This is a genomic window from Enterococcus sp. C46, from assembly GCF_040887565.1.
In the GTDB taxonomy this organism is placed as follows: Bacteria; Bacillota; Bacilli; order Lactobacillales; family Enterococcaceae; genus Enterococcus_B; species Enterococcus_B lactis.
Genome location: NZ_JBFOGA010000004.1, coordinates 143,327 through 156,196, shown reverse-complemented (window position 1 = coordinate 156,196; position 12,870 = coordinate 143,327). Strand labels below are relative to the sequence as shown.

Genomic DNA, 12,870 nt, shown 5'->3' with positions numbered 1-12,870 from the left:
TTTCTTTTATTATAACGGATAGGGGATTGGAATACATGGAATGTGTTTGTAAGATATAGAATATAACTGCATAAATTTAAATAAAATGAAACAGTTGTGTAAAGTATATACAGTATACTTGAAGCAACGATAAAAAAGGAGTTTACGTTCATGGGCACATTCACACCACTTATCTTGTTTTGGTATATTTACCCGGTAATCGTTTTGTTTGGTTGCCAATTTCTTGTAAAATTATTTTCGTTAAATCGTCGTTTTAAAATAAAAGCCCCTGATTTGGCGATTCCTTTTTTGTGGGGCGGTATGCATGCGTTGTCTAGAAACACAGCGACAATTTCTATCCTGCCGTTTTTCTTTATTTCTGTTTTACTACTGGGCATCTGTATTGCTATTTTTCAAGCATATTATTATGAAGAAATCATTTATTCGCGTTATTTCAAGATGACTTGGCGTTTGGTTTTTCTGCTGACAATCGTCTTGTACGCGGTCTTGATTATTGTGAATATACTTTCTTACCTATGAAAAAAGCAGAAAAGCTGCAAAAAGTCTTTTAAAAGGCTTTTTGCAGCTTGATTCTTAAAAAAATGTTTATGAATAAAAAAAGTTGTTCCCGGATTTCCTAGAAAAGGTGGTAGAAAGTGGGGGATTGTGGTAGACTAATTTTAGTTAGTGGAGGAATGGGGGGCTTTCAATGTTGATGGGTGAATTCCAACATAATATTGATGCAAAAGGACGTTTAATCGTTCCCTCAAAACTTCGTGAAGAACTTGGCGAAAAGTTTGTTCTGACACGCGGATTGGATGGTTGTCTTTTCGGCTATCCGATGAGCGAATGGGAAAATCTGGAAGCTAAGCTGAACGAAATGCCGTTGGCTAAAAAAGACGCACGTACATTTGTGCGATTCTTCTATTCGGCTGCCACTGAATGCGAACTTGATAAACAAGGACGGATCAATATACCAAGCACGTTAAGAAATTATGCAGCTTTGACAAAAGGGTGCGTAATCATCGGCGTATCTAACCGAATTGAAATTTGGGATGAGACACGATGGGAAGATTTTTCTGCAGAAGCAGAAGAGAATTTTGACGAAATTGCTGAAAATATGATTGATTTCGGACTATAAGAATAGGAAGAGGCTGACTAATGACTGAAACATTTCAACACTATACAGTCATGTTGAAAGAAACGGTAGATGGATTGAACATCAAACCGGATGGCGTTTATGTAGACTGTACACTCGGCGGTGCCGGACATAGTGAATATTTATTGAGCCAACTAAGTTCTAAAGGGCACCTGTATGCGTTTGACCAAGATCAAAAAGCAATCGATCACGCCAAGCTGCGTTTAGCTTCTTATGTCGAACAAGGGATGGTCACATTTATCAAAGCGAATTTCAGAGAATTAGAAGAACGCTTGAGTGAGTATGTAGATAAGGTAGATGGTATTTTGTATGACTTAGGGGTTTCCTCTCCTCAACTAGATGAAGCAGAACGTGGATTTAGTTATCATCAAGATGCACCCTTGGATATGCGTATGGATCAGTCAGCTCCTTTAACCGCTTATCACGTAATTAATGAATATTCCTACCATGAATTAGTAAAGATTTTCTTCCGCTATGGCGAGGAGAAATTTTCCAAACAAATTGCTCGTGAAATCGAACGAGTACGAAAAACAAAACCAATCCAAACAACTGGTGAGCTTGTCGAAATCATTAAACAAGTCATCCCAGCTCCCGCAAGAAGAAAAGGCGGGCATCCTGCAAAAAGAATTTTTCAAGCTGTGCGGATTGCAGTAAATGACGAACTTGGTGCCGAAGAGACCTCTTTAGAACAGGCAATCCGGTTGTTGAAAGTCAATGGAAGAATCAGTGTGATCACATTTCACTCATTAGAAGACAGAATTGTCAAAAGTATGTTTAAAGAATATAGTACGGTACAAGATTTACCACCGGGACTTCCTGTCATACCTGACGAATTTCAACCGGAACTGAAAGTTATTACTCGTAAACCAATCCTTCCTTCAGAGGAAGAGTTAGCAGAAAACAATCGATCACGCAGTGCAAAGTTACGTATTGCAGAAAAAATAAGAATGAAAGAGGAGTAGAATGATGGCAGAATTAAAGAAAATGCAAGAGTACGAATATGATTTACCTGAATTGGTGGATCAGCCAGAACAACAAATGCCAGATTCTTCTTCGAATCAAGAAATCATTCTTCCACAATCACCAGCAAAACGATTGAAGCAGATTTCTGCTTTGGAAAAAATTGCTGTGGCAAGCGTGGCGATTGCTATTGTTGCTTTATGTGTTTTAACAGTCATGTTGCGTACAAATATCAGCGGAGCTGAAAAAGAAATCACATCAATACAAACAGAAATCAATGATAAAAAGCAAGAAAAAACGAGTTTAGAACAAGAAAAAAATGAACTTTCTCGTACTGAACGGATTAAACAAATCGCAGAAGAAAAAGGATTGTCTATTAATGACGACAATTTAAGGAAAGTGAAGTAAATGAGTCTTAAAAATAAAATTCGGCGGTTTATGGAAAAGAAAAATCTAAATCCGATGAACAATCGCAAAAAAGTAGGTATCATTTTATTTGCTACGAGTATTGGATTGTTCTTTTTATTTGCCGTCCGTTTCTCGTATATCGTTATTGGAGGTCATGTTGCTGGTACCTCATTAGCTGAAAAAACAAAACAGTTGTACCAAGGAAGTGAAGTAGTAAAAGCAAAAAGAGGAACGATTTATGATCGTAACGGTGTGGCGCTCGCAGAAGATGCCTCCTCTTATTCAATTAAAGCGATACTCTCAAAAACATATACTTCTGGGGATAAAAAACTGTATGTCGAAGAAAAGAATTTTGATAAAATAGCAGAAATCCTGCATAAGAATCTTTCTATAGACAAAAAAGATGCACTGAATATTTTAGAAGATGGCGCAAAAAAAGAGCTGTATCAAGTTGAATTTGGTAGCTATGGGAAAAATATCTCCCAAGAAACCAAGCAAAACATCGAAGCAGATATGAAAAAAGAAGGTGTCGCTGGTCTTTACTTTGTCGACCATCAGGCTCGGATGTATCCAAATGGCGTCTTTTCTTCTCATTTTATCGGATATGCAGTTCCAGACAAAGATGAGAATGGCTTAGTTGGTAAACTAGGTTTGGAGTCTGCTTACAATGATATTTTGAGCGGTAAAGATGGTAAGATTATTTATCAAAAAGATAATTTTCAAAATCCTCTGCCAGGTACAGTAGCAGAAGAAGAAAAAGCTGTTGATGGACAAGATATCTACACGACTTTGGACAGTAGACTACAAAGTTATTTGGAAACACTGATGGATCAAGTAAATGAAGAATATCAACCGGAAGAATTGACAGCAGTCTTGATGAAAGCAAAAACTGGAGAGATTTTGGCGATGGGGCAGCGTCCTACTTTCAATCCCGAAACAATGGAAGGTTTGACTGGAGAAGATGCTATCTGGCGTAATTTCTTGGTACAAGATAGTTATGAGCCAGGATCAACCATGAAGGTTTTCACTACTGCAGCCGCTATCGAAGAAGGAGAATTCAACGAGAATGAAACCTTCCAATCTGGAAAAATCCAAGTAGAAGATGCGACGATCAATGACCATGACTTTGGTGAAAAAGGTGTGCTGACCATGCGACAAGCTCTTTCATGGTCAAGTAACGTCGGGATGGTCATACTGGAACAGCGATTAGGCGGACGATGGTACAATTATTTACAAAAACTAGGATTTGGACAAAGTACCCATTCTGGATTAGATGACGAAGTAAATGGTGCTTTGCCTACATCAAATATTGTCGACCGAGCAATGAGTGCTTATGGACAAGCGGTAGGTGTGACGAATTTCCAAATGATGAAAGCTTTCACTTCTATTGCGAATAACGGTACAATGATTCAACCTCGATATATCAGCAAAGTAGTGGATCCTCAAACTGGAGAAGAGCGAACAACTCAAACAGAAGTTCTAGGACAACCTTTTTCAAAAGAAACAACAGAAAAAGTCCGTGAATATATGAGAGATGTTGTCGAAAGCGAAAACTACGGTAGTGCTTATGGCGTATATAGTGTACCTGGATACAATGTATCGGCAAAAACCGGAACAGCCCAAATCGCTTCTGATACAGGGGGATACCAAACAGGAGATACAGCCTACCTGTATTCGATTGTGGAGATGGTTCCTTCTGAAGATCCAGACTATGTCTTGTATCTAACAATGAAACACCCTAAGACATATGATCGAATGGCTTTGGCTAAAATCGCAAATCCATTGATGAAACGGGCAATGGATTTTAAAGAAACTGAAGAAGATACGGATACAGAAACCAAAACAGAAAAAGTATCTGTAGCCGATTATCGTAATCTAGAAGCAGATGTTGCAGCAGCGGATGCTCAAAAAAGCGGACTGCAACCTGTCGTTATCGGTAACGGGAAAAAAGTACAAAAACAATCTACTGCCAACGGTGATCAGTTGATCTCTGGAGAAAAACTGATTCTATATACTGGCGGCGACAAGCTGATGCCTGATGTAACTGGATGGTCAAAAGCAGATATCATGAAGCTAGGGAAAATCCTTGGTATCGAAGTTAGTTTTGATGGGGATGGTTATTGTGTCAAACAAGAACTTGCTCCATATGAAAAAATCACAAAAGAAAAACTTAATTTTACTTTAGAAGAATAAGAAGAGAAATAGGAGAGAAAAGAGCATGGAATGGACACAAGCATTGATTCCCATTGTCAGCAGTTGTGCAATGACGATTGCCGCAATGCCGCTATTTATTGGTTACTTTCAAATGAAAAAGCAAGGTCAGGCGATTCGCGAGGAGGGACCAAAGTGGCACAATATCAAAGCCGGAACTCCTACAATGGGCGGCTTAGTGTTTCTGATCGGCTCTATTTTGACAGGGATTTGGGTTGGAGCTTGGCAAAAACAGCTGACTCCTACTCTTTTCATCTTGCTTTTTGTATTAGCATTATATGGAGTAATTGGTTTTCTTGATGATTTTATAAAGATCTTCAAGAAAAGAAACATGGGGCTGAACTCGAAACAGAAACTGATTGGACAGGTTCTAGGGGGAATCATCTTTTATCTTGTTTACCGTTCTGAAGGCTATCCAGGTGTATTGAATTTCTTTGGGTTGGATCTGCCTTTAGGAATCATTTATGGGGTTTTCGCTATCTTCTGGCTTGTTGGATTTTCAAATGCGGTCAATCTGACGGATGGTATCGATGGATTAGTTGCTGGCTTAGGCAGCATCTCTTTTGCAGCTTACGGTCTGATTGCTTGGCATCAGCATCAGTATGATGTATTAATCATTTGTCTCAGTGTTTTAGGTGGCTTACTTGGATTCTTCGTCTATAACCGGAAACCTGCCAAGATTTTTATGGGAGATGTCGGTTCATTAGCTTTGGGCGGACTTTTAGCGGCAATTTCTATGATGCTGAACCAAGAGTGGACATTGCTTTTGATTGGCTTGATTTATGTTATGGAAACTGCAAGTGTGATGCTTCAAGTTACATCCTTTAAACTTACGGGAAAACGAATTTTTAAAATGTCTCCAATCCACCATCATTTTGAAATGTGCGGATGGTCGGAGTGGAAGATTGATACAGTTTTTTGGTTGATCAGCATTGTGACTTCATTGATCACATTATGGATCGTTTGGTAGGAGATGACAGGAAATGAAAAAAATATCAACATGTGAAAATAAAAAAGTGCTTGTCTTAGGACTCGCAAAAAGCGGAGTAAGTGCGGCCAAATTATTACATGAATTGGGCGCACTTGTCACCGTTAATGACGGAAAACCTTTTGATGAAAATCCGGAAGCACAAGAATTGCTTTCTTTAGGGATAAAAGTAATAACAGGCAGTCATCCAATCGAATTACTAGATGAAGAATTTTCGTTGATGGTCAAAAATCCTGGGATTCCCTACAGCCATCCTTTAGTAGCAAAAGCCCAAGAAATGGGTATTCCGGTAATTACGGAAGTGGAGCTAGCTTACGAAGTAGCGGAATGCCCAATTATTGGGATTACAGGAACGAATGGAAAAACCACGACAACAACAATGACTGGACTACTACTGAATGCAGGCGTAGACAAAGGAGTTGCACGTTTAGCAGGAAATATTGGGTATCCAGCAAGTGGTGTCGCGCAAGAAGCGAAACCAGAAGATAAAATCGTGATGGAGTTATCTAGTTTTCAACTCATGGGAATCACAGATTTCCATCCTCATATAGCGGTGATCACCAATATTTATGAAGCACATATTGATTATCATGGCACAAGAAAAGAATACGTCAAAGCTAAATGGAACCTTCAAAAAAATATGACAGCTGAAGATTATCTGGTTCTTAACTGGAATCAGTCAGAACTACAAGAATTAGCACAAAGAACAAAAGCACGCGTCCTACCTTTTTCGACAAAAGAAGTGTTGGAAGACGGTGCGTATGCTGACGATCACGCAATTTATTATAGAAAAGAAAAAATAATGGAAATCTCTGAACTTGGCGTACCTGGTACGCATAATGTAGAAAATGCGCTAGCTGCTATTACTGTAGCAAAATTGTATGGTATATCAAATGAAGCTATACGACAAACGTTGCATTTATTCCATGGCGTGCCGCATCGTACGCAATATGTAGGAGAGATTCAAGGCAGAAAATTTTATAATGATTCAAAAGCAACCAATATTTTAGCGACTAAAATGGCTCTAAGCGGATTTGAAACGGCTAAGGTCGTGTTATTGGCAGGCGGATTAGATAGAGGAAATACATTTGATGAATTGGTTCCTTCACTAAAAGGAATCAAAGCAATGATCGTATTTGGTCAAACAAAAGAAAAATTGATCGATGCTGGAAAAAAAGCAGGCATCGAGACGATAGTAACAGCCGATTCTGTAGAACAAGCAGTTCCTTTAGCATTAGAAAACAGTACAGATGGTGATGTGATTTTATTATCACCAGCGAATGCCAGCTGGGATCAATACCCTAATTTTGAAACTAGAGGAAACCGATTCATGGAAGCTGTGAATCAATTAAAATAGAAAAAGTAGAAGCGAGCGATAAAAAATGAAAATTTTGGTTACAGGCGGAGGAACGGGAGGACATATTTATCCAGCTCTTGCCTTTGTCAATTATGTGAAGACACAAGTACCGAATGCGGAATTCATGTATGTGGGGGCAAAACGTGGTCTGGAAAATAAAATTGTCCCTGATACAGGAATGCCTTTCCATACTTTGGAGATTCAAGGCTTTAAACGAAAAATTTCCATGCATAATATCAAGACAATCCGATTGTTTCTTAAGAGTATCCGTCAAGCAAAAAAAATCCTCAGTGATTTTCAACCAGATATCGTTATCGGTACTGGAGGATATGTATCCGGAGCGGTAGTGTATGCTGCATCAAAAATGGGAATTCCAACTATTATCCATGAACAAAACAGTGTACCAGGTGTTACCAATAAATTTTTAAGCCGATATGTGGATCGGATCGCTCTTTCATTCAAAGATGCGGCTCCTTTTTTTCCTGAAAACAAATCAGTCCTTGTAGGTAATCCTCGAGCACAAGAAGTAGCAGATACTAAAAAATCAGATATTTTGAAAACATTTGGGTTGGATCCAGAAAAGAAAACAGTCTTGATTTTTGGCGGCAGTCAAGGAGCACTTAAAATCAATCAAGCGGTATCGGTTTTTTTAAGTGAATATATTCCTTCCTCTTATCAAGTCTTGTATGCTTCAGGAGAAAGATATTATGAAGAAATCCTAAATAAAATAAATCCTGAAATACAAAACATTAGTGTCCAACCTTACATCAAAAATATGGCAGAAGTCATGGCTTCGAGCGATCTGCTAGTGGGACGTGCTGGTGCAACTTCGATCGCAGAATTTACAGCTTTGGGGCTTCCGGCAGTGCTGGTTCCTAGTCCATATGTTACGAATGATCATCAGACTAAAAATGCAATGAGTCTTGTTCATGCAGGAGCAGCAAAAATGATTGCGGATAATGAGCTAACGGGTGAATCACTAAGTCAGACAATTAACGAAATCATGGATGATGAAGAATTGCAAAAGCAAATGTGCCGAGCTTCTAAAGAACAAGGCATCCCTGATGCTTCAAAACGTCTTTATGACGTAGTGAATCAAATAATCAAAAAATAAAGGCGGTGGTCTTAGTGAGTAAGAAAAAAGAACCTAAAAAATTGTCTCATCCGTCTTCTGATGAAAACAATTTGACTCCTTGGCAAAAGGCTAACCGAAAATATCTGGCAGAACAAGGGATGAAAAACCAAGAGCCAAAAAAAGAAGACACACCATTAGATACACCCCTTTCAGATTCTGAAGAAGAAAGAACGGTTCAAGAGGAACAGCAAGAAATAAGCCAGTCAGAAAGCCAGTCCGAGAAAAAAATCGAATTTTTTGAAGAGATCAAGCAAAAGAAAAACGGTGGCCCGTATAACGGTTCTTTTTTGAATCGTCTCCCCAATTTAAAAAGTCAAAGGCATAAAGTACTGTTTCGTCGGTTAGCATTGATTATTACTGTATTGGGCATACCGCTGATTTTTTTGATCTATTATGTTTCTCCTTATAGCAAGCTACAAGCAGTTGCAGTGTCAGGTAATAAGGTAGTCAACAGTCAGGAAATCATCTCTGATACCAAATTGTCATTGGGAGAAAATGTCTGGGGGCAGTATTTCGATCGATCCACTTATATCGAACGGCTAAAAAAAGCACAGCCGAGAATCGAAAAAGCAACTATACACTTCAAAGGGATAAATGAGTTCGATTTGGATGTGACAGAATATAAAGAAATCGCTTTGATTGCAAAAGATAACCAATACTATCCAGTAATTGAAAATGGAACAGTATTAGATGAAAAAGTAGCAAATCCTACAAAAAATCTCCCTATCTTGGAAGAGTTCAAAGATTCAGCAAAAATCAAAGAATTAACAAAGCAATACAATCAGTTATCATCAGAATTGCAAAAAGCAATCTCTGAAATCAAGTATACACCAAGAGCAAGTAATAAAAACCTGATCCAATTGAACATGAATGATGGCAATCAAGTCATTGTAAATATCAATAATCTTGCGAACCAAATGAAATATTATTCGCAAGTAGCCAAAGACATGGATGAAAAAGGTGTAATCGACATGGAAGTTGGCATCTACTCATATCCTTACAGCAGTACTCAAGAAACGGCAGAATCGGACCAAACGGAAGAAACAACTGGAAGTGAAGAAAACGCGGATCAAATAAATGGGTCAAGTGAAGAGTCAGAAACGCAAGCAGCAGATACACCTGAATCGTCTGATACAAACGGCTCATCTGATTCAAATAATTCAAGTGAAACAAGTCAAATAGAAGACAATCCAAGTACAACTCCGTCAAGTTTAAATGAAAATTGATAAAACAACTTTAAAAAGTAAGAATGTACTTTCTAAAAACCAGTAATTTATGGTAGAATTGAAAGCAGTGAATATATCTATTAATAAGTATATTTTAAAACGGACGCTAGTTGTTCGCTTGTATATGGAATAGTAAGTAGGAGGGAATCCCATTCATGGCAAAAACAGGAATGTATGTAGGCCTTGATATTGGAACGACATCTGTTAAAGTTGTCGTGGCTGAATATATCGACAGCCAAATGAATATTATTGGAGTAGGAAACGCAAAATCAGAAGGGATTAACCGAGGCATTATCGTTGATATCGATAAAACGGTCCAAGCGATACAACGAGCAGTACGACAAGCAGAAGAAAAAGCAGGTATCCAGATCAAAGGCGTAAGTGTCGGTTTGCCAGCAAACATGCTTGAAGTAGAAAATTGCCAGGGAATGATTGCAGTTAACGGAGATTCAAAGGAAATCACCGATGAAGATGTCAGAAATGTGGCTTCTGCTGCCCTTGTTCGTTCAATACCTCCTGAACGTCAAATCGTGTCAATTTTGCCACAAGATTTTACTGTCGATGGATTCGAGGGGATCAAAGACCCTCGTGGAATGATCGGCGTAAGATTAGAAATGTACGGTCTGTTGTTTACCGGACCAAAAACGATCATCCATAACATACGTAAATGCGTGGAAAATGCCGGATTAATCGTCAATGAAATGGTGATTACTCCTTTAGCGCTGACAGAATCAATTCTTTCTGACGGAGAAAAAGATTTTGGTACGATCGTTATTGATATGGGTGGTGGCCAAACGACAACAGCTGTTATGCATGATAAGCAATTGAAGTTTACCAGTCTCGACCAAGAAGGTGGCGAATTTGTCACTAAAGATATCTCTATTGTATTAAATACGTCTTTTAACAATGCAGAAGCGTTGAAAATAAATTACGGGGATGCATATCCGGAACGGACATCACCAGATGAAGAGTTTCCAGTAGATGTAATTGGCCAGTCAGAACCAGTGAAAGTCGATGAACGCTATTTGTCAGAAATTATTTCAGCTCGTATGGAACAGATTTTCAACAAAGCAAAAGATGCATTGGACCAAATCGAAGCATTAGAGTTGCCAGGTGGCGTCGTATTGACAGGCGGAGCTGCTAGTCTTCCAGGTGTTGTGGACTTGGCGCAAGAAATCTTCGGCGTAAATGTGAAACTGTATGTTCCAAATCACATGGGACTGAGAAACCCGGTATTTACAAATGTAATAAGTATCGTTGATTATTCAGCAAACTTGAGCGAAGTGTATCAATTGGCAAAAATTGCTGTTACAGGTGAGACCTCAGCAGCTCGTCAAATGGTAGTTGAACAAGAAACAACAAACACATATGAAAGCTATGAAGCACCTGAAGAAACAGTCTACGATGAGCCGGAACCAAAAGAATCCGGAGAAAATGTAAAAAATAAAATCAAGGGTTTCTTTACAAATATTTTTGATTAATTCATCCTGGGAGGAATAAGATATGGAATTCTCAATTGATAATAATATCAATGACGGCGCAGTAATCAAAGTCATCGGAGTCGGCGGTGGCGGTGGAAATGCTGTGAACCGAATGATTGAAGAAAACGTCAAAGGTGTTGAATTCATTACGGCCAACACAGACGTGCAAGCGTTAAAAAATTCAAAAGCTGAAACAGTTATCCAATTAGGACCAAAATATACTCGTGGTTTAGGGGCTGGTTCTCAACCAGAAGTTGGACAAAAAGCGGCAGAAGAAAGTGAACAATCCTTACGAGAAGCTTTAGACGGTGCAGATATGATTTTCATCACTGCAGGAATGGGTGGAGGAACTGGTACAGGTGCTGCGCCAATCGTTGCAGGGATCGCTAGAGAACTGGGCGCATTGACCGTTGGTGTCGTTACACGTCCGTTCACTTTTGAAGGACCTAAACGTGGCCGTTTTGCTGCAGAAGGTATCGCTCGTTTGAAAGAAAATGTCGATACATTATTGATTATCTCAAATAACCGTTTACTAGAAGTTGTAGATAAAAAGACACCAATGCTTGAAGCTTTCCGTGAAGCAGATAACGTTTTACGTCAAGGTGTACAAGGTATCTCTGACTTGATTACGGCACCAGGTTACGTTAACCTTGACTTTGCTGACGTGAAAACAGTGATGGAAAACCAAGGTACAGCATTGATGGGAATCGGTGTAGCTAGTGGAGAAGATCGCGTAGTAGAAGCAACGAAAAAAGCAATCTCCTCTCCATTGCTTGAAACATCTATTGATGGAGCGGAACAAGTACTTCTTAACATCACAGGCGGTTTGGATATGACATTGTTTGAAGCACAAGATGCTTCAGATATCGTAGCAAATGCAGCAACTGGCGATGTAAATATTATTCTAGGTACATCTATCAATGAAGAAATGGGCGATGAAATCCGCGTGACGGTCATCGCAACAGGTATCGATGAATCAAAAAAGGAGCGCAAGTCTAGCCGTCCAGCTAGACAAGCACAAATGCAATCACCTGCTCAAAAGACTGTATTAGATATGGATCAAGCTAAACCAACTTCTGCAGAAGAAGAAAACAGTTTTGGCGATTGGGATATCAGACGTGAACAAAATGTTCGTCCTAGAGTTGATGATTCCAATTTTGACAATATCGAAAAAAAAGAATTTGATACATTCAACCGCGAAGAAACAAAATCTCATGGCGATGATGAATTAAATACGCCACCGTTTTTCCGTCGTAAAAAATAAAGGAGAGGAAGAGCACATGATTGCTGACAACTTGCAGAAAATCAAGCAAGAAATTCAGGATTCGTGTGCTCTTGTTCATCGTGATCCGAAAGAAGTTACATTAGTAGCTGTAACAAAATCTGTTGAATCAGCTCAAGCTGAAGAATTGGGCAGAGCTGGCGTTATGAATTGTGCAGAAAACCGAGTAGATAAACTATTACAAAAGAAACAAGATTTATTTGATTTTCCCGAAATAAAGTGGCATTTAATTGGTAATTTACAGCGCAGAAAGGTAAAATTGATTGTAAATGAAATTGATTACTTTCATGCGTTGGACAGTTTAAGATTAGCAGAAGAAATCCAGAAGCGGTTAGAAAAAGAATTATCCTGTTTTATTGAAGTAAATGTTTCTGGTGAGGAATCAAAACATGGAATTTCACCAGATGAGCTTTTACCGTTTGTGGAATCTTTAGCTGCCTGCACAAAAATCAAGGTTGTTGGTTTAATGACTATGGCGCCTAAAGAAGCTTCTGATGAGCAAATCCATAAAGTGTTTGGTACGCTGAAAGAATTGCGTGATCTTGTTCAAGCAAAAGGTTATGCCCATGCACCATGTAATGAATTAAGCATGGGGATGAGTCAGGATTTTCAAATTGCGATTGAAGAAGGTGCAACATTTATCCGTGTAGGAACAGCGCTATTCAAAGACGAATAAAGGAGGAA

At 38.9% G+C, this 12,870-nt stretch carries 12 protein-coding genes; all 12 read left to right on the top strand.

All coding sequences use genetic code 11. The features are described from left to right. Positions 1-150 precede the first annotated feature (150 nt). The 12 genes from AB3I27_RS08305 (at position 151) to AB3I27_RS08250 (ending at position 12,862) form a co-directional block, all read left to right on the top strand. Positions 151-519 (top strand): DUF3397 domain-containing protein, encoded by a 369-nt coding sequence (locus AB3I27_RS08305; RefSeq protein ID WP_002310272.1) that lies wholly within the window; start codon positions 151-153, stop codon positions 517-519. A gap of 169 nt (positions 520-688) precedes the next feature. Then, a complete protein-coding gene (gene mraZ, locus AB3I27_RS08300; RefSeq protein WP_002291870.1) occupies positions 689-1,120 on the top strand; it encodes a division/cell wall cluster transcriptional repressor MraZ in 432 nt (143 codons plus the stop codon). 20 nt (positions 1,121-1,140) lie between these two features. Next, entirely contained in the window at positions 1,141-2,100 is a 960-nt protein-coding gene (gene rsmH / locus AB3I27_RS08295) for a 16S rRNA (cytosine(1402)-N(4))-methyltransferase RsmH (protein WP_002345577.1), read from the top strand. Positions 2,101-2,104: 4 nt separating this feature from the next. After that, positions 2,105-2,506 carry a cell division protein FtsL gene (gene ftsL / locus AB3I27_RS08290; RefSeq protein ID WP_002297992.1) on the top strand — a complete coding sequence of 134 codons (402 nt, stop codon included), beginning with the start codon at positions 2,105-2,107 and terminating at the stop codon, positions 2,504-2,506. Beyond that, positions 2,507-4,699, top strand: coding sequence for a penicillin-binding transpeptidase domain-containing protein (locus AB3I27_RS08285; RefSeq protein ID WP_002310275.1), 2,193 nt, complete (start codon positions 2,507-2,509; stop codon positions 4,697-4,699). Positions 4,700-4,724: 25 nt separating this feature from the next. Further along, on the top strand, positions 4,725-5,687 hold the full coding sequence (gene mraY / locus AB3I27_RS08280) for a phospho-N-acetylmuramoyl-pentapeptide-transferase (protein ID WP_002291862.1): 963 nt from the start codon (positions 4,725-4,727) through the stop codon (positions 5,685-5,687). Positions 5,688-5,700: 13 nt separating this feature from the next. Further along, a complete protein-coding gene (gene murD, locus AB3I27_RS08275) occupies positions 5,701-7,062 on the top strand; it encodes a UDP-N-acetylmuramoyl-L-alanine--D-glutamate ligase (RefSeq protein WP_070872814.1) in 1,362 nt (453 codons plus the stop codon). A 25-nt stretch (positions 7,063-7,087) separates the two neighbouring features. Next, positions 7,088-8,176: an undecaprenyldiphospho-muramoylpentapeptide beta-N-acetylglucosaminyltransferase gene (gene murG / locus AB3I27_RS08270; protein WP_002310278.1), complete on the top strand. Its 1,089-nt coding sequence runs from the start codon at positions 7,088-7,090 to the stop codon at positions 8,174-8,176. Between the two features lie 14 nt (positions 8,177-8,190). Next, the gene (locus AB3I27_RS08265; RefSeq protein WP_002316940.1) at positions 8,191-9,423 is read left to right on the top strand and encodes a cell division protein FtsQ/DivIB; all 1,233 of its coding nucleotides are present in this window, start codon (positions 8,191-8,193) and stop codon (positions 9,421-9,423) included. 155 nt (positions 9,424-9,578) lie between these two features. Next, positions 9,579-10,904: a cell division protein FtsA gene (gene ftsA / locus AB3I27_RS08260; RefSeq protein ID WP_002291855.1), complete on the top strand. Its 1,326-nt coding sequence runs from the start codon at positions 9,579-9,581 to the stop codon at positions 10,902-10,904. Between the two features lie 22 nt (positions 10,905-10,926). Continuing rightward, positions 10,927-12,168, top strand: a complete 1,242-nt coding sequence (gene ftsZ / locus AB3I27_RS08255) for a cell division protein FtsZ (protein WP_002291854.1) — start codon at positions 10,927-10,929, stop codon at positions 12,166-12,168. A 16-nt stretch (positions 12,169-12,184) separates the two neighbouring features. Beyond that, on the top strand, positions 12,185-12,862 hold the full coding sequence (locus tag AB3I27_RS08250; RefSeq protein ID WP_002291853.1) for a YggS family pyridoxal phosphate-dependent enzyme: 678 nt from the start codon (positions 12,185-12,187) through the stop codon (positions 12,860-12,862). Positions 12,863-12,870: the final 8 nt, after the last annotated feature.

Coding starts and splice junctions, on each gene's coding strand:
- ftsA (WP_002291855.1), top strand. CDS start 9,579: ATGGCAAAAACAGGAATGTATGTAGGCCTTGATATTGGAACGACATCT.
- ftsL (WP_002297992.1), top strand. CDS start 2,105: ATGGCAGAATTAAAGAAAATGCAAGAGTACGAATATGATTTACCTGAA.
- murG (WP_002310278.1), top strand. CDS start 7,088: ATGAAAATTTTGGTTACAGGCGGAGGAACGGGAGGACATATTTATCCA.
- rsmH (WP_002345577.1), top strand. CDS start 1,141: ATGACTGAAACATTTCAACACTATACAGTCATGTTGAAAGAAACGGTA.
- AB3I27_RS08305 (WP_002310272.1), top strand. CDS start 151: ATGGGCACATTCACACCACTTATCTTGTTTTGGTATATTTACCCGGTA.
- murD (WP_070872814.1), top strand. CDS start 5,701: ATGAAAAAAATATCAACATGTGAAAATAAAAAAGTGCTTGTCTTAGGA.
- AB3I27_RS08285 (WP_002310275.1), top strand. CDS start 2,507: ATGAGTCTTAAAAATAAAATTCGGCGGTTTATGGAAAAGAAAAATCTA.
- mraZ (WP_002291870.1), top strand. CDS start 689: ATGTTGATGGGTGAATTCCAACATAATATTGATGCAAAAGGACGTTTA.
- ftsZ (WP_002291854.1), top strand. CDS start 10,927: ATGGAATTCTCAATTGATAATAATATCAATGACGGCGCAGTAATCAAA.
- AB3I27_RS08250 (WP_002291853.1), top strand. CDS start 12,185: ATGATTGCTGACAACTTGCAGAAAATCAAGCAAGAAATTCAGGATTCG.
- mraY (WP_002291862.1), top strand. CDS start 4,725: ATGGAATGGACACAAGCATTGATTCCCATTGTCAGCAGTTGTGCAATG.